The sequence below is a fragment of the Bacteroidota bacterium genome, from assembly GCA_016721765.1.
Lineage (GTDB): Bacteria > Bacteroidota > Bacteroidia > UBA4408 > UBA4408 > UBA4408.
This window is the reverse complement of record JADKHO010000001.1, coordinates 2,199,008-2,218,717: the sequence shown is the minus strand read 5'-3', so window position 1 is coordinate 2,218,717 and position 19,710 is coordinate 2,199,008. Positions and strand designations below refer to the sequence as shown.

6 protein-coding genes are annotated in these 19,710 nt (G+C 40.2%); 2 read left to right on the top strand and 4 right to left on the bottom strand.

Annotated features, from left to right (window positions below; translation table 11 throughout):
• The first annotated feature begins 145 nt into the window (after positions 1-145).
• Together IPP32_08240 and IPP32_08235 are read left to right on the top strand one after the other, a co-directional pair.
• Complete coding sequence (locus tag IPP32_08240; protein MBL0048066.1) at positions 146-565, top strand: hypothetical protein; 420 nt, start codon at positions 146-148, stop codon at positions 563-565.
• 60 nt (positions 566-625) lie between these two features.
• Positions 626-1,126: a DinB family protein gene (locus IPP32_08235; protein MBL0048065.1), complete on the top strand. Its 501-nt coding sequence runs from the start codon at positions 626-628 to the stop codon at positions 1,124-1,126.
• 119 nt (positions 1,127-1,245) lie between these two features.
• On the opposite strand, the gene IPP32_08230 is transcribed toward IPP32_08235, so the two are convergent.
• The 4 genes from IPP32_08230 to IPP32_08215 all read right to left on the bottom strand — a co-directional run bounded on the left by IPP32_08230 (position 1,246) and on the right by IPP32_08215 (position 19,370).
• A complete protein-coding gene (locus IPP32_08230) occupies positions 1,246-14,952 on the bottom strand; it encodes a gliding motility-associated C-terminal domain-containing protein (protein MBL0048064.1) in 13,707 nt (4,568 codons plus the stop codon).
• A 116-nt stretch (positions 14,953-15,068) separates the two neighbouring features.
• Positions 15,069-16,763, bottom strand: a complete 1,695-nt coding sequence (locus tag IPP32_08225; protein MBL0048063.1) for a hypothetical protein — start codon at positions 16,761-16,763, stop codon at positions 15,069-15,071.
• Positions 16,730-18,961: a hypothetical protein gene (locus tag IPP32_08220; GenBank protein ID MBL0048062.1), complete on the bottom strand. Its 2,232-nt coding sequence runs from the start codon at positions 18,959-18,961 to the stop codon at positions 16,730-16,732. The genes IPP32_08225 and IPP32_08220 overlap by 34 nt, the downstream gene beginning before the upstream one ends.
• Positions 18,954-19,370, bottom strand: coding sequence for a hypothetical protein (locus tag IPP32_08215; protein ID MBL0048061.1), 417 nt, complete (start codon positions 19,368-19,370; stop codon positions 18,954-18,956). The genes IPP32_08220 and IPP32_08215 overlap by 8 nt, the downstream gene beginning before the upstream one ends.
• Positions 19,371-19,710: the final 340 nt, after the last annotated feature.

Below are 19,710 nucleotides of genomic sequence, written 5' to 3'. Positions count from 1 at the left end.
CCTATGAAGGAAAGACATCGCACACACTCTGTTCTGAATCATGCAAATTTAGCTTTACGTTTACAGCAGTTCCTTACATTTTAATGACCATGTATTTTCTTTAAAACAGTTTGCATTTTGAATATTTAATATATTCGCAGCTGATATGAATACCTCGAAACCCTTTCCACTCTATAGCGAACTATCCATCTCCGAAATTTTAGCCTTTGATAATTATGCTGTGTTTTTACGTAGCGATAACATCATTCAGGTTCAAATAAAAGATGACTTTGACTGTGACGTAAAAGATGCGCAGAACATTCTTAATTGCATCAAAAAACTGAGTAATGGCAAGAAGTATCCATTGCTTGCAATTTATTCTGATTTTAATTCCTTCAGTAAAGAAGCCAATGCTTTGGTTGCAAAGCACAAACTAACATTGGCCGATGCACTTGTAACAAACAATAATTTTGGCTTAAAGTTGATGGCGAAGTTTTATCTGAAAATAAATAAACCCGTGCGTCCAACCCGAATTTTTAATGAGGTGGAAACTGCCCTAGTATGGTTGAAAACCTTTAATTCTTAAACTAATACTTTATCGGTTTATTGAATTCATTTTTTACATTTGATTTTCAAAAATAAGCTTATGAGTCTGCATCGCTTGGTAACAAATTACAGTGCCTACAATGAATGGGCAACAAACGAAATCGTAAATTGGTTAGGTAACTTAGATACTGATTTGCTTTGTCGTAAAACTCCATCGAGCTATCCGAGCTTGGATTATACGGTGCAGCATATTTTAAGGGCACAAACGTTTTGGTTGGCCTTCATTTGTGGCGAAGATACCTCCAAACTAAATTGGGCGGTGCGAGAGGGAGAAGCAAAACAAATTTTATTGGAACTGCAACACAATTCTGCCGATATGAAACTTCGATTTGCATCTTTTTCAGAAGATGATTTGTTACATCACTTAAATCTAAACATGCCTTGGGCTAAAAATAAATTAGCGCGATACGAATATATTCTACATGTAATTAATCATAGCAGCTATCACCGTGGACAATTGGTTAGCATGGCGCGCAATTTGGGCATTGAATCAGGTATTCCTATTACCGATTACAATATTTTTAATTGCATTGAAAAATAGTTTCATGGCTTTAAAACAGTTGGATTTAAACACAGCTATAGATTTGAAAACAAAGGACACCTAGGATTAAAATCTATGCGAAACCTATGATATCTATGTGCCTATGTGTTTAAAAAAAATTACCTTATAAGTACAACCTGCCCGGTATAGTCGTGCATGTTGTGGTGTACATCTTTACAAATAATTTTGTAAACATAAGCATCGATGATAGCATTACTGGTTGTAAATAGGCTGCTAACAGTTCCTTTCCAACCTTCTTCAAAATTATTAGTTTCAAATATTTTTAATCCCCAACGATCAAAAATCATAAAAGAATAATCTTCAGTCGAAACCCCTACTCCTTTTGGTTTAAACACATCATTAATGCCATCACCATCTGGAGAAAATGCATTTGGAATATACAATACAAATCCATCGCTGATGCAAATTGTGCGCAAAGCAGTATCACTACAACCTTTTAGAGTATTCACAATTAATTGCACATCATAACAACCTGTATCTTGATAGGTGTGATATGGATTATGGATGGATGCAGTATTTCCATCGCCAAAATCCCAAAGGTAATAATCAGCATTACTACTGGAGTCCTTAAAATTAATATTAGCTTCTAAAATGGAAGCAGTGTGTGGCTCTGCTTGAAATGCGGCTTTCGGTAATCCGTTAACTTCAATAAAATTTGTATGTGTGTATGAGGAAGTACATCCATAAATATCTGAAACTTGCAAGCTCACATCATAATTTCCAGCTTGGTTATAACAATGATTTTCGATGCAAGAACTAGTGCTGCTGCTGCCATCCCCATAAATCCAGCTACAGCTTGCGATATTTCCAACAGTTGTATTTTTAAGTTGCACACACAATGGCGCGCAGCCAATTGTATCACTTGCTATAAAAGAAATTGCAGGTTGTATATACACATCAATACGAATAGAATCGCGCACTGCAGGTGTGCTACACCCATCGTGCACACTTACATAAACCCATTGTGAAGTATCTGCTTGTACATCTTGCGAAGGACTCCAAGTATAAGTATAAGTGCCATCTCCCCCACCGGCAAAAGCATCGGAATGTATAAGGCTGCCTTTACAAACTGTTACATCCGCACTTTTGCTGAGCGATAATTTTGGACGCACGGCTTGTGTGATAACTTGCGTAGCGCTTATACATCCATTCGTATCGCTCACAAAAACACTGTAAATAGTTGTAGTATCGGGCGCTACCAATGGTCCGGCCGGACTCCAATTAAAAGTATATCCTGCTGTTCCACCACTCGCATTCGCGCTAAGCAAACTAGTTTGACCAATGCAAATTAATTGTGGCGTGGTAACAGTTACTAAAAGTGGAGCAGGTTGTTGAATGGTAAAATAAGCCGTATCTGCGCAAGCCAAACTATCGGTAACTATTACTTGATAAAATCCTGCGCTTAAGCTTGTAAACGAATTGGTGGATTGAATAATACTTCCATTGGAAATAGAATAGTTCAAACTTCCCGTTCCAAGCAGTGCAGAAACAAAAGCGGTACCTATCGATTGCCCGAAACATTTTTCATCCTGTGTTACCACACTTGAAATGCTTGGTGGAACCGTATTTGTAATGGCAACCGTAGTTTGAGCCACACATGCATTGGCATCTTTCACCAACAGTGTATAATTTGAAGCCGTCAAATTACTAAATGTATTTCCTGTTTGAAAAAGGGTTCCATTTGAATTGCTGTATTGATAATTTCCGGTTCCACCACTCGCGGTAATAACTACTGTTCCATTATTTTGATTACAACTTGCTTGCGTAACAGTGGTGTTAATTACAAGTGGTGTAGGTTGGCTAAGTAAAACAATCGAATCGGAAGTACATCCGTTCGCATCCCGCAATTTAAGGTGATAGGTACCCGGCACTAAATTGATAAAACTTCCTCCAGACTGATAAGTAGTTCCATTATCGATACTATACCCAATTGCTCCAGCACCACCAGAGGCTTGAATAATAATGCTTCCATTATTTAATCCGTTACAAGTACTATTGCTTTGCGCGATGGATGCAAAAATGGGAGCAGATTGATTGTTCAGAAGAACACTTTGCGCGAAACTACAATTACTGCTATCCTTAACCACAATCGCATAATTGCCTTGCGATAAATTTGCAAATAATGAATTTGCTTGAAATGTAATTCCACCATCCATACTATAAGCATAATTGCCCATTCCCCCATTCACATTTAAAATTTGAATGGCTCCATTCGTATTTCCACAGGTAGTAGCAGTGAGCAGGTAGTTAAATTGAATAGCGCTCGGTTCTTGAATAACAAAATAAGCAGTATCCGCGCAAGCATTCACATCTTTTAAAATAACCATATAGTTACCTGCAGTCAATGCATTAAAATTAGCTGAAGTTTGAAAAGAAGCTCCCGAATCAATACTAAAACTTAACACACCCGTTCCATTGCTAACACTCACACTTGCACTTCCATCATTATTGCCATGGCAGGTGACATTACTTGTAACAACAGTTGCAATAGAAGGTGCAGGAATAGCTGATAACAGTGCAACAAAAGAATGTGTGCAAGCATGCGCATCTTTTACCACCACATAATAATTACCGGAAGCGAGATTGCTAAAACTGTTGGTGGATTGATAAGTTAATCCATTGTTAATGCTGTACTGTAATGTGCCACTCCCTCCGCTTGCATTAATTTGCAACGTTCCATTATTTGCACTGCAGGTTGTTGAACCATTTGTAACAGTAAATACAATAGGGCTTGGTTCTGCAATAAAAACAATGGAATCAACAGGACAGGCATTTGCATCGCGCACGATAACCGAATATATACCGGATGAAAGATTAGTGAACACAGCTGAACTTTGAAAATTTGCTCCATTATTTATACTGTAACCCAACGTACCACTGCCACCAGATGCCACAATACTAATGCTTCCACTATTGCCGCCATAACACAATGAACTATCAAGTGCAATAGATACAATGCTCGGACCATTTAAATTAGGCAGTAAAAAATTTTGTGTAGCTAAACAATTATTCGTGTCCTTCACAGCCAACACATAGTTGCCGCTTTGCAAATTGTTAAACACTGGACTTTGCTGAAAAGTTAATCCACCATCCTTACTATACCGATAATTACCGGCTCCACCACTCACATTTAAAATACTTATACTTCCGTTGATATTGCCACAAGTGCTAGCATTACTGAGGGCATTAAATGAAATACTCAACGGCTCTGAAATTGTAAAAGTACTTGTATCTGCGCAAAGCAAATCCTTAACAATTATGCTGTAGTTCCCGGCAGTTAAATTTGAAAATACATTTGACATTTGGTAGCTGCTTCCATTATTAATGCTGTATGAATGAGGTGCAACTCCGGCGTTTACAATGATAGTTGCAGTTCCATCCGCACTCCCATTACATGCAGCAGCAGTAGTGCTCACTGTTGCAATAACTGGTGAAAGAGGCGAATTACTAATAGTCACAGTTTGCGCTAGCTGACAATTGTTTACATCTTTCACCACGCAATCGTAATTACCTGCAGCAAGATTGTTGAATTGATTACTGAGCTGAAACGTCAAGCCATTATCGATACTATATTGCAATAGGCCTGTGCCACCGCCTGCATTTAATGTTAGTATTCCATTACTTAATCCACATGAAGCTGAATTAACAGCAACATTTAAGTTAAGAGCGAGTGGATCACTTATAGAAAGTGCGACACTTGCTAAACAATTATTTGCATCGCGCACAACGATTGCATAATTACCCGCAGTTAAGTTTGAAAAGAGATTTCCGGCTTGGAAACTAATGCCGTTGTTGTTACTGTATTGAATAGCACCGGTTCCACCTGTAACAGCAATCGCAATTGTACCATCATTTCCTCCATGGCATGTAGGTGAAGTGGATTGTGCACTTGTAATTATTGGACTTGCCTGGTTGAGAATAGCAGCTGTAGCAGCTATTTGGCAATTATTTGCATCCTTCAAAACCACGGTATAATTTGTAGCTGCTAAATTTGAAAATAAATTTCCGGCTTGAAATGATGCACCATTCGTAATACTATATTGATAATTTCCGCTACCCCCACTTGCATTTATCACGGTAAGTGATGCATTGTTTAGTCCGCAAGTAGCAGGAATTACTGAGGTAGCAAATGAAAGTTGCTGCGGCTGTGCAAGTATAAAATTTGAGGAAGCAATGCAGCCATTTGCATCTTTAACAAGCACAGTATACTGCGCCGGTGCGAGGTTTGTAAAATTATTTCCGGCTTGATACGTTACACCATTATTTATGCTATACTGTAAAGTACCGGTGCCTCCAATAGCCGAAAGGAGTGCAGCACCATTATTCAATCCAAAGCATGAAACATTTGTAACACTTGCTGCTACAGCACTTGGGCCGGCAGCATTTTGCACAATTGCTGTGTTTGATGCGGTGCAATTATTTGCATCTTTAACTACAATTTGGTAATTCCCGGCAGGCTGATTTGTAAAAATGGATGCTGCTTGATAGCTGATACCATTGTTAATGCTGTATTGCAAACTGCCGGTCCCACCACCTGCAAGAACTGTAATTTGTCCATTGGCTCCTCCACAGCTTGCGGTATAAGCGGTTGTTCCAACAAAAATTGCTACCGGCTCAACAATGGCAATCGAACTCGTAGCAAAACAGGAAAGCGCATCTTTTATTTTTATGGAATAGTTGCCTGGAGCTAAGGAGCTAAACAAATTAGCGAGCTGATAAGTTAAGCCGCCATCGATGCTATATTGAATTGCACCGGTTCCACCTGTTGCCGTAATGGTAATGGTTCCATTGTTAGCTCCACTGCAAGTAATATCGGTTTTTGCAGTAGCTACTAACGTTGGTGCTGCTTGATCAAAAATGCTTACTGCATTTGTGGCTGTACAATTATTTACATCCTTCACTACTATTAAATAATTACTTCCAGGCAATCCCGAAAATAAATTAGCGGCTTGAAAACTTACACCATTGTTCACGCTATAAAGCAATGTTCCTGTACCGCCTACGGCATTAATTGTAATTGACCCATTGCTATTTCCGCAGGAACTTGGAGCACTTAAACTGTTTACAACAAGCGCAGCAGGCTCACTAATGGTAGCGTTGGTGGTAGCAATACAACCGCTTGCATCTCTTACTACAATACTATAAATACCTACATTCAAATTGGTAAATGTTGCTCCTGCGCTAAAGCTTGTTCCATTATTGATGCTGTATTGCAAAAGTCCTGTTCCGCCGCTTGCAGCAATAGTTATACTCCCATTTGCAGCTCCATTACAGCTTGAATTTTGAACTACCGCATTTACAATTGTCGGAGAATTTGTATTGCTTACCGAAGCAACTAATGGTAAGATACATCCGTTCGCATCCTGAATTAAAATGGAATAATTTCCAGCCGAAAGGCCTGTAAATACAGCCGAATTTTGATACGTCAAACCCGAACTAATGCTGTATTGCAAAATACCTGTACCACCATTGGCAATAATTGTTGCACTACCATCCGGACTTCCGCAACTTGCCGCAACTGTTGTTGCACCTGCTACAATTGCGGTCGGCTCACTAATTATAGCAGAACTTGAGGCTGTACATCCATTTGCATCCTTAACTTGTACAGCATAATTTCCGGATGAAAGCAAAGAAAATAAATTGGAACTCTGAAAGGTAAAACCACCGTCGATACTGTATTGCAAAACTCCTGTGCCACCATTTGCAGCAATATTAATACTGCCTGTAGCCGCACCATTGCAAGTGTTATTCACTGCAGTTACTTGCGAAATAATTGGAGCAGCAGCATTAGGCACATTCACATTCTGACTTAACTGACATAAATTAATATCCTCCACAACAACTGAATAAATTCCTTGTGCAAGGTTTGAAAAAACGTTTCCGCTCTGAAAAGTAAGTCCTCCATCCACACTATAAAGTAATGCACCGCTCCCACCACTGGCATTAATTACTATTCCGCCATCCGAATTTCCACAAGTAGTGCTGCTCGCATTGCACAACATTGTTAATGCTGTTGGTTGATTTAATTGAACAGCGCCATTTGTTTGGCATCCATTTATATCACTCACCACAACTGCATAAGTTCCTGTCGACAATAAATTAAAAACATTGCTGCTTTGAAAAGTTAAACCATTGTCGATGCTATAAGTGAAGGGTAAACCACTTCCGCTTACTGCAATTGAAATTGTTCCGTTGGTTCCACCATTGCATAATGGATCCGTCCCAAGTATTGATGTTATAATTGGACTGGCTGCAACTGCAACATTCACAAGCGCATTCGATATACAATTATTAGCATCCTTAACAACAATAGTGTAATTGCCGGATGTGAGCGAATTAAATAAATTTCCACTTTGAAATGTTAAGCCGTTATCTTTACTATATTGATAGGGCACTGTTCCTCCACTAGCTGAAATGTTTATACTCCCATTCGCATTACCACAAGTTTCCTTGGATGTGCTTGCAGAAAAAGTAAGCAATGCCGGCTCGGTAATTAATACTGTTGTAGCAGCTGTGCAGCCACTTGCATCCTTCACCAACACACTGTAATTTGCCGGCAACAAATTGCTAAATAAACCGGCCGCTTGAAAACTACTTCCATTCGTTATACTGTATTGTAGAAGTCCTGTACCTCCGGTAGCAGTGATGCTGATACTTCCATTTCCTGCTCCATTGCAACTCACATTTGTTGCAAGACTTGCTGTAATGCTTGGCGCAGAGGCCGTTCCTACGTTTGCTGTGCCGGTAAGTTGACAATTGTTTGCATCCTTCACCACTAAATTATAACTACCTGCTGCAATAAATGAAAAATTATTACTGCTTTGAAAGGATGCTCCTCCATCAATACTGTATTGCAAAATTCCGGTGCCTCCGCTTGCTGTAATGGTTATACTTCCATCAGCATTTCCACAACTCGCTAATGTTGTGGTGCTGCTTAGCGCGATGGCTGTAGGTTCGGTAATGCTGATGCTTGTTGTTACCAGGCAATTGTTTGCATCCTTCACGGTGATGTTATAAAGCGCTGGTGCTAATCCTGTAAATAAATTTATGGCTTGAAACGTTGCTCCACCATTAATGCTGTATTGCAAAGGCGCTGTGCCTCCCAAAGCATTTATCGTAATGCTTCCATTATTGGCGCCATTACATGTGCCATTCGTTTTAGGTGTTGATGTCATGGTGGGTGAAGGAGCATTCGGCACAACTGCTGTTCCGTTAGCTTGGCAATTATTTGCATCTTTTAAAACAACCGCATAAGTAGTCGCAGCAAGTGAATTAAACACATTGCTTGCTTGAAAGCTTGTGCCACCATTGTTACTGAATTGCAAAATTCCTGTACCACCGCTTGCATTAATTGCGATACTTCCGTTTGAATTGCTGCAGGTGCTACCTAAAATTACTGTGGTAAAATTTACTGCCAGTGGTTCTGTGATGATTGCCGTGCCCAGCGTTTGACATCCGTTTGCATCTTTCACCACTAAATTATAAGAACCGGGCGATAAATTGGTAAATGAATTACTTGCCGTAAAAGTTACACCTCCATTACTACTATATTGTAAAGCTCCTGTACCGCCTGTAGCTGTTATTTGTAAACTTCCATTGTTAGCACCATTGCAAGTAGCGTTCACAACCGGTATAGTTGTAATGCTTGGTGCAGCAGCCGTTCCCACATTTGTAGTTCCCGTAAGTTGACAATTGTTTGCATCCTTCACGACCAAGTTGTACGCACCTGCTGCAATAAATGAAAAATTATTACTGCTTTGAAAGGATGCTCCTCCATCAATACTGTATTGCAAAATTCCGGTGCCTCCGCTTGCTGTAATGGTTATACTTCCATCAGCATTTCCACAACTCGCTAATGTTGTGGTGCTGTTTAGCGTGATGGCTGTAGGTTCGGTAATGCTGATGCTTGATGTTACCAGGCAATTGTTTGCATCCTTCATGGTGATGTTATAAAGCGCAGGTGCTAATCCTGTAAATAAATTTATGGCTTGATACGTGGCTCCACCATTAATGCTGTATTGCAAAGGCGCTGTGCCTCCCAATGCATTTATCGTAATGCTTCCATTGTTGGCGCCATTACACGTGCTATTTGTTTTGGGTGTTGATGTCAAGGTGGGTGAAGGAGCATTCGACACAACTGCTGTTCCGTTAGCTTGACAATTATTTGCATCTTTTACAACAACCGCATAAGTAGTCGCAGCAAGTGAATTAAACACATTGCTTGCTTGAAAGCTTGTGCCACCATTGTTACTGAATTGCAAAATTCCTGTGCCACCGTTCGCATTAATTGTGATACTTCCGTTTGCATTGCTGCAGGTGCTACCTAAAATTACTGTAGTAAAATTCACAGCCAATGGTTCTGTGATGATTGCCGTGCCCAGCGTTTGACATCCGTTCGCATCTTTCACCACTAAATTATAAGAACCGGGCGATAAATTGGTAAATGAATTACTAGCCGTAAAAGTTACACCTCCATTACTACTATATTGTAAAGCTCCTGTACCGCCTGAAGCTGTTATTTGTAAACTTCCATTGTTGGCTCCATTGCAAGTAGAATTCACAAGCGGGATAGCTGCAATGCTTGGCGCTGAAGCCGTTCCTACATTTGCAGTTCCGGTAAGTTGACAATTGTTTGCATCTTTCACCACTAAATTATAGCTACCTGCTGCGATGAATGAAAAGTTATTACTGCTTTGGAAAGATACTCCTCCATCAATGCTATACTGCAAAACACCGGTGCCTCCGCTTGCTGTAATGGTTATACTTCCGTCAGCATTTCCACAACTAGCTAATGTTGTGGTGCTGCTTAGCGCGATGGCTGTAGGTTCGGTAATGCTGATGCTTGTTGTTATCTGGCAATTGTTTGCATCCTTTACAGTGATGTTATAAAGTGCCGGTGCTAATCCTGTAAATAAATTTATGGCTTGATACGTGGCTCCACCATTAATGCTGTATTGCAAAGGCGCTGTGCCTCCCAATGCATTTATCGTTATTGTTCCATCGTTGGTGCCATTACATGTGCTATTTGTTTTGGGTGTTGATGTCAAAGTGGGCGAAGGAGCATTCGGCACAACTGCTGTTCCGTTAGCTTGACAATTATTTGCATCTTTTACAACAACAGCATAAGTAGTCGCAGCAAGTGAATTAAACACATTGCTTGCTTGAAAGCTTGTGCCACCATTGTTACTGAATTGCAAAATTCCAGTGCCACCGTTCGCATTAATTGTGATAATTCCGTTTGCATTGCTACAGGTGCTTCCTAAAATTACGGTAGCAAAATTCACAGCCAATGGTTCTGTGATGATTGCCGTGCCAAGTGCTTGACATCCGTTCGCATCTTTCACCACAACATTATAAGATCCGGGCGCTAAATTGGTAAATGAATTACTAGCTGTAAAAGTTACACCTCCATTACTACTATATTGCAAAGCACCGGTACCACCCGAAGCTGTTATTTGTAAACTTCCATTGTTGGCTCCATTGCAAGTAGCATTCACAAGCGGGATAGCTGTAATACTTGGTGCAGAAGCATTACCAACAATAACATTGGTACTCGAAATGCAATTATTTGCATCCTTCACTACAATACTATAATTTGATGCAGAAAGCGAGCCAAATAGTGTACTTGCTTGAAAAGTTAATCCCCCGTCATTACTATATTGCAAGGCTCCGGTTCCACCAGTTGCATTTACTGTTATAGATCCATTACTCTGTCCACAAGATGCATTTTGTACAACAGTTGAAAACGAAAGTGCTGATGGTTGAGTAATAGTTAGGCTTGAACTAACCTGGCAATTATTTGCATCCTTCACAAGCACATTATAAGTAGCTGCCGTAAGTGTTGCAAACAAATTCCCTGCTTGAAAATTTGTTCCTCCATTGATACTATATTGAAGTGGAGCAGTACCACCTGTTGCGTTAATCGTGATGCTTCCGGTATTGCCTCCATTGCATAAAACATTTTGTTGTGGTGAGGAGGTGATAGTTAAAAGTGGTGGTTCTGTGATTGTAACTGTTGATGTTACTTGACAATTATTTGCATCTTTTACTACAATGTTATATGCAGCTGCAGTGAGTGTTGAAAATACATTCCCTGCTTGAAAACTTGTTCCTCCATTTATGCTGTATTGCAGTGGGGATGTGCCGCCTGTTGCGTTAATCGTAATGCTTCCGGTATTGCCACCATTGCATAAAACATTTTGTTGTGGTGTGGAGGTGATGGTTAAAAGGGGTGGTTCTGCGATTGTAACTGTTGTTGTTACTTGACAATTATTTGCATCCTTCACAAGCACATTATAAGTTGCGGCAGTGAGTGCTGCAAAAACATTTCCTGCTTGAAAACTTGTTCCTCCATTTATGCTGTATTGCAGTGGTGCTGTGCCACCTGTTGCATTTATAGTTATGTTTCCAGTATTGCCTCCATTGCATAAAACATTTTGTTGTGGTGTCGAGGTGATGGATAAAAGTGGAGGTTCTGTGATTGTAACTGTTGATATTACTTGACAATTATTTGCATCTTTTACTACAATGTTATATGCAGCTGCAGTGAGTGTTGAAAATACATTTCCTGCTTGAAAATTTGTTCCTCCATTAATACTGTATTGAAGTGGAGCAGTGCCGCCTGTTGCGTTAATCGTGATGCTTCCCGTATTGCCTCCATTGCATAAAACATTTTGTTGTGGTGTGGAGGTGATGGTTAAAAGTGGTGGTTCTGTGATTGTAACTGTTAATGTTACTTGACAATTATTTGCATCCTTCACAAGCACATTATAAGTTGCGGCAGTGAGTGCTGCAAAAACATTTCCTGCTTGAAAACTTGTGCCGCCATTTATGCTATATTGAAGTGGAGCAGTACCACCTGTTGCGTTAATCGTGATGCTTCCGGTATTGCCTCCATTGCATAAAACATTTTGTTGTGGTGTGGAGGTGATGGTTAATAGAGGTGGTTCTGTAATTGTAACTGTTGTTGTTACTTGACAATTATTTGCATCTTTTACTACAATGTTATAAGTAGCTGCAGTGAGTGTTGAAAATACATTGCCTGCTTGAAAATTTGTCCCGCCATTTATACTGTACTGAAATGGTGCTGTACCTCCTATTGCATTTATTGTTATGCTTCCGGTATTGCCTCCATTGCATAAAACATTTTGTTGTGGTGTGGATGTAATTGCCAAAACCAGAGGTTCAGTAATTGTAACAGTTGTTGTAACCTGACAATTATTTGCATCTTTTACTACAATGTTATAAGTAGCTGCAGTAAGTGTTGCAAACAAATTCCCTGCTTGAAAACTTGTTCCTCCATTTATACTGTACTGCAGTGGAGCAGTACCGCCAGTTGCATTAATTGTTATGCTTCCCGTATTGCCTCCATTGCATAAAACATTTTGTTGTGGTGTGGTGATGATGGTTAAAAGTGTTGGTTCTGTGATTGTAACTGTTGATGTTACTTGACAATTATTTGCATCTTTTACTACAATGTTATTTGCAGCTGCAGTGAGTGTTGAAAATACATTCCCTGCTTGAAAACTTGTTCCTCCATTTATGCTGTATTGCAGTGGGGATGTGCCGCCTGTTGCGTTAATCGTGATGCTTCCGGTATTGCCTCCATTGCATAAAACATTTTGTTGTGGTGTGGAGGTGATGGTTAAAAGGGGTTGTTCTGTGATTGTAACTGTTGTTGTTACTTGACAATTATTTGCATCCTTAACAACTACATTATAAGTTGCAGCTGTGAGTGTTGAAAACACATTCCCTGCTTGAAAACTTGTGCTGCCATTTATGCTATATTGAAGTGGAGCAGCACCACCTGTTGCGTTAATCGTGATGCTTCCGGTATTGCCACCATTGCATAAAACATTTTGTTGTGGTGTGGAGGTGATGGTTAAAAGGGGTGGTTCTGCGATTGTAACTGTTGTTGTTACTTGACAATTATTTGCATCCTTCACAAGCACATTATAAGTTGCGGCAGTGAGTGCTGCAAAAACATTTCCTGCTTGAAAACTTGTTCCTCCATTTATGCTGTATTGCAGTGGTGCTGTGCCACCTGTTGCATTTATTGTTATGCTTCCCGTATTGCCTCCATTGCACAAAACATTTTGTTGTGGTGTGGAGGTGATGGTTAATAGAGGTGGTTCTGTAATTGTAACTGTAGATGTAACCTGGCAATTATTTGCATCCTTAACAAGCACATTATAAGTTGCAGCAGTGAGTGTTGAAAATAAATTCCCTGCTTGAAAACTTGTGCCACCATTTATGCTGTACTGCAGTGGTGCTGTGCCACCTGTTGTATTTATTGTTATGCTTCCGGTATTGCCTCCATTGCATAAAACATTTTGTTGTGGTGTAGATGTAATTGCCAAAACCAGAGGCTCAGTAATTGTAACTGTTGTTGTAACCTGGCAATTATTTGCATCCTTTACTACAATGTTATACGTAGCTGCAGTAAGTGCTGCAAACAAATTTCCAGCTTGAAAACTTGTGCCTCCATTTATGCTGTATTGAAGTGGTGAAGTGCCACCTGTTGCATTTATTGTTATGCTTCCCGAATTGCCTCCATTGCATAAAACATTTTGTTGTGGTGTAGATGTAATTGCCAAAACCAGAGGCTCAGTAATTGTAACTGTTGTTGTTACTTGACAATTATTTGCATCTTTTACTACAATGTTATACGTAGCTGAAGTGAGTGCTGCAAAAACATTTCCAGCTTGAAAACTTGTGCCGCCATTTATGCTGTATTGCAGTGGTGCTGTGCCACCTGTTGCATTTATAGTTATGCTTCCCGTATTGCCTCCATTGCACAAAACATTTTGTTGTGGTGTGGAGGTGATAGTTAAAAGTGGTGGTTCTGTGATTGTAACTGTTGATGTTACTTGACAATTATTTGCATCTTTTACTACAATGTTATATGCAGCTGCAGTGAGTGTTGAAAATACATTCCCTGCTTGAAAACTTGTTCCTCCATTTATGCTGTATTGCAGTGGGGATGTGCCGCCTGTTGCGTTAATCGTGATGCTTCCGGTATTGCCTCCATTGCACAAAACATTTTGTTGTGGTGTGGAGGTGATAGCTAAAAGTGGAGGTTCTGTGATTGTAACTGTTGTTGTTACTTGACAATTATTTGCATCCTTCACAAGCACATTATAAGTTGCGGCAGTGAGTGCTGCAAAAACATTTCCTGCTTGAAAACTTGTTCCTCCATTTATGCTGTATTGCAGTGGTGCTGTGCCACCTGTTGCATTTATAGTTATGCTTCCCGTATTGCCTCCATTGCATAAAACATTTTGTTGTGGTGTGGAGGTGATGGTTAAAAGGGGTGGTTCTGTGATTGTAACTGTTGATGTTACTTGACAATTATTTGCATCCTTCACAAGCACATTATAAGTTGCGGCAGTGAGTGCTGCAAAAACATTTCCTGCTTGAAAACTTGTGCCACCATTTATGCTGTATTGCAGTGGTGCTGTGCCACCTGTTGCATTTATAGTTATGCTTCCCGTATTGCCTCCATTGCACAAAACATTTTGTTGTGGTGTGGAGGTGATGGTTATAAGCGGTGGTTCTGTGATTGTAACTGTAGTTGTAACTTGACAATTATTTGCATCTTTTACTACAATGTTATATGCAGCTGCAGTGAGTGTTGAAAATACATTTCCTGCCTGAAAACTTGTGCCGCCATTTATGCTATATTGAAGTGGAGCAGTGCCGCCTGTTGCGTTAATCGTGATGCTTCCGGTATTGCCTCCATTGCATAAAACATTTTGCTGAAGTGCGGAGGAGATGGTTATTGCCACTGGTGCAACCAAATTCACTGTATCGGTTTGTATTGTATAAGGTATGACACAGGTATTATTTAAATAAGTTGCTACACCACTTCCACTAAAATTAACTACAGCACCATTATCATTCGCTGTGTTATGCCCGCCACTTAAGTGACAAGAAAATTGGCATTATAAGTAACATTATCAGTGCATCCTGCACCAAAATTCATCACCAAATTTCTTAGGGTATTTGCAGTTGCAGTATAATTTGAAAAATGTCCAAATGTATTACCAGCGCATTGAAACAACACATAAAGCGTATCACTTAGGTTTGCAAAACTGTTAAAGGAACTTGTAGGTGTATTACTTGTGAGTAAAACTGCATTTGCGCCAGCCGGCAAAATACCGCTTGGAGGAGCCGGTAAAACAATTCCTCCTCCGGTTATAGTAGAATTTACATTAGCAATAAAAGTAGGATTAGTGCATAAACCTAACCAAGGGTCTTGTACACCACCTGATACTGTAAAAGTTGGCCAAGTAACTGACAAGCCGCTAAAGTTTAATGGGTTTTGACCAACTTGAAAAAACACCATCTCCTGATCTGATTCAGTTGGGGAACATGCATCAACAAGTATACTTTGTATTTGAACACAAGCAGCCGGAATTATTGGCTGAGTAGAAGATACACAACCATTAGCGTCTGTTACAGTCACAATATTAGTGCCTGCACAAAGGCCACTAATTGTTTGTGAAGTACTCGGATTTCCTGTCCATGCGTAGGTGTATGGCGATGTACCTCCGGAAACATCAACCGTTGCGGTACCGTTACAAACGCCTGCACATGTTGGATTCACACCATGAGCATAAATCACAAGTGGATCAAGCGTTTGGGTGATGGTGATAGGAAGCGTGCTGCTACAATTATTTGCATCACTCACGGTAACTGTATAATTTCCGGCAGATAATCCGATGGCAGTTGAAGCATTTTGAACCGGCACTGTGTTCCAAGAATACGTGAAAGGTGCAACTCCACTGCTCACTGTAACTTTAGCACTTCCGGTAGATGCGCCATAGCACAAAACATTTGTAGAAGCTGTAATTGCTGCAGTCAAAACATCCGGTGTAATTGCAGTAGTCGCTGAAGAAAAACACCCTGCAGAACTAGTTCCGGTAACTGTATAAGTTGTTGCAAGTGCCGGATTTGCTGTAACTAATGGCCCGGTTGAAATGGATAATCCACCAACAGGAAGCCAAGTATAAGTACCTCCTGCCCCAGCTCCACCAGCCGATAACACAACATTGCTCGTACTACAAAAAGTTGCAGTTGTTGGACTAACAGTAATTGTTGGTAATGGGTTTACAATTACCGTTACACTTGCAGTATCACAACATCCATTTGCATCACAAACCCTATAAGTAAAAGAAGCACTACCTGTGAATCCACCTGTGGGCGTAAATAAAATTTTTCCTGCGCTAATTACCGCAGTACCTTGTGATAATGTTGGATTAGCCGATATCGAAAGTGTTGCACTTTGGATGGCGCTTCCACCGGGCAAGTCATTTGCCAATACAGGAATTAATACACTTGATCCACTGCACACTGCAGCATTATCTTTTAATGCATTTGGTGGAGCACCAACAATTGTTGGGTAAAGGGAAATATCATCAACACCCAAATCAAAGCCGATGCTACCACAATTGGCATTATATAAACACACATTTATAACCCCTCCGGCACCCGAATTAAATTGCACGCCGTAATTATGCCACACACCATCCTCGGCAATAAGTGGAGTAGTAAAAAGATTTGCACCGTTAACATAAAAACTCACAGAAGGAGCTGGTACCCCTGTTCCAGGCACATCCAAATTAATAAAGTATGCGCTAAAACAATAATCTGTGTTAGGCAAAAGCGTAACTGATTTACAATAAAAGGGCTGAAAAAAGCGGGTCCAACCGGATAATCAACAATTAACATGTTGCTTGAACCTGTAGTATGATCGCCAATTGCAGCCCAGGTTGGATTACATGGAGGTGGCGTAGTTCCAACCGAATAAGCATACTGGCACATGTATGTACCGCCACAAAGCGGGTTCGCACCGGCAACACAAGCGCCATTATTTTGAAAGCTTGTACTAAAAGAAGCAGCAGGATCAAAACTTCCATCGCTAATTAAATTGGCCCCAAAACATCCGGTAACTGAACTACATGAATTAGCAATGGCACAATTTGCATTTGGCAGATAAGCTGCAGATGTGCATGTTCCGGCAGTAACAGTGATAGCAGGATTGGTGCCGGTTGGTATCGCAGATGAGGTAAAATTATTTCCTGTTAAAGTGCCACTCACACCATTTACAGTGAACGGACCGGTTCCTGTAATTGAAAAAGTAACCGTGTAAAACGTACCGCTTGCATCGCAGGTGGCAGTTGCGGCAGTGATTACCGGAACGTTAGCAACAGCAATGGGTAGAGTTGCAGGTGCAACACAGCTCCCCACCGCCACAGCTGTATAGGTAGTGGGTACGGTAGGTGAAACAGTAATGGAAGGACCAATAGGATAAACTCCAGCAGGCACAGATGTCCAGGAATAATTTGCAGAAGGAGAAGCTGTAAGGGTTGTACTGGAACCCATACAAACGGTAGTGTTGCTTGCACTCACTGTAGGGTTGGTAACAACTCCAGAAGCAGCGCCAATTACAAAATCACAATTATCCCCGGCATTGCCATCAATCATTAAATAGTAAGTATTGCCAATTGTTAGTCCTGTTGCTGAAATGGTTCCATTCTGCATTACGCCGGGGTTCCAACAATTTGAAACAGATGTAAAATTTGTACAATTGGCAGTTGAATAAATTTGCATTTGTATACCATATCCCAAGGCACAATTCGAAACCCATATATTTAAAGTAGCAGTTGTTGCATTCGCAACAAAACTCAACCAAGAATTATTTTCAATGGAACCACAAAAAACAGCAGACAAATTTCCTCCACCAGTTGCAGTATAGGCGGCACTAGTATTTCCACAAAAACCATTTAAATTACAAATGGGAGTAGCTGAACCACATAAATCATTCGCCGCGGGATTGGCTAAACAGGTAGGTGGCGGCGGTGGCGGTGTGGGAGAAGTAATGCAAATACCAAAAGTACCGTTGTTATCGTTTCCATATTCCCACATGCGAATGTAAATGGTTGCACCAGCAGTTAAGCCTGATAAAACAAGCTCCGGCATTAATCCGTTCGGGCTGTTATCATCGTCACATGCTATTTGGGTTAGTGCATTACAAGATCCGGTGTATACAGCCATTCCACCATCCGTAATAGTCCCGGTTTGAGTATTAATATCGAGTGAACCATTTGGCGGTACGGTTATCGAAAACCAAATATCTCCTCCTAAATAGCTGGAGCAAGTTGGTGCTGGAACTATTGGAGTTGAAGTTGCTCCTGCATTGGAATAAATGGCGTAATTACAGGTAGCACCAACTGTTAAATTAATAGCCGCGCATGGATTATCATTTGCGGGAGGCGGTGGAGGTTGAGTAACACATAATCCGAATGTTCCATTGTCTGCATTATCGTATGAAAAAAAACGCAAAAAAACAGTTGAGCCGGGAGTTAATCCGGTAGCCGTAAACATTGGCATAAAGCCATTTGCACTCGCATCGTCATCACAAGCTACTTGTGTGAGAGTGCCTCCGCATGTGCCGGTATACAAGGCCATTCCACCATCTGTCATGCTTCCGGTTTGACTATTAATTGTAAGCGAACCGGATGCAGGAACAACTATCGAAAACCAAACATCACCCCCCAAATAACTAGAACAGCTGGGTGTAGTTTGACCTGCAGTAGCTGTGGCAGCCACATTTGTATAAGTAGTATATACACAAGAAGCATTTACAGGTAAACTAATTGCATTGCAGGGATCATCGTTAGAGGGAGCGGCATAAGAAATGCTAAATTGTGAAATAAAAAAAAGCAACGTAAGGATACCTGCCCGAAAAAATCCGCTCAATGCTATTCCTATTTTTAGCTTCGTTTTCAATACAAACCAAGATTTACTCATGCGTAAAAAGTTCCTCTTTATACTGTTCAATTTGCCATTTGGTGTGTAATTGCATCACTTCCTTTATTTGCTCAATACGCACATAATTAATTTCCTTCTCCGATTTCACGTATAGCATAAAACTTTTAGAATCCAAAAAACAATCTATCACCCCCTTTGTGTTTCTCAGGGCTGCTATGAATTGAGCGGAAGTTTCAGGTGAAATTTTTATGCTGCTAATGTTGATAGAATACAAAACGGAGACAGCATGAAACGGCGACAAGCCCTTTGTGCGGTTGGCATATATAGCCTTTTCGAGAGAAGAATTATCAAGAATATTAAGATTTTGAAAATCCTGTAGCTTGCTTTGAGCAGATGAAAACTCAAGCGAAAAAAGAAATACTAAACTGATGAGTAAAAGTCTAACCATACACCACTGCTCTTAAATCAATAAAATAAACTTGCCGATGGTGTGACAAAAGGGGTGTGAAAATGTTAATTGCTACTCTTATAATTAAAAGCTCCTTTTGCAATTAGTGAGCAATTTATAAAAATATTATTCCTTTCGCAAAATAAAGTTGCCAACCGAAATAATTTTGGTTCATATGAAAAAATATATTTAAAATGATTACTATAAATTCATTGGCATATTCCTAAATACTATTTTTGTTGATACACATAAATCCCTTTCACCGCGCACCTTTAATACAATAAATGAATTTTGAAGTACCTTCCTATTTCTGCCAAAATTCAAAAGCAAGTCCGAGGAA

Bases quoted from the DNA above. Each gene is read 5' to 3' on its own strand.
- IPP32_08240 (MBL0048066.1), top strand. From the start codon at position 146: ATGAATACCTCGAAACCCTTTCCACTCTATAGCGAACTATCCATCTCC.
- IPP32_08235 (MBL0048065.1), top strand. From the start codon at position 626: ATGAGTCTGCATCGCTTGGTAACAAATTACAGTGCCTACAATGAATGG.
- IPP32_08220 (MBL0048062.1), bottom strand. From the start codon at position 18,961: ATGAGTAAATCTTGGTTTGTATTGAAAACGAAGCTAAAAATAGGAATA.
- IPP32_08215 (MBL0048061.1), bottom strand. From the start codon at position 19,370: ATGGTTAGACTTTTACTCATCAGTTTAGTATTTCTTTTTTCGCTTGAG.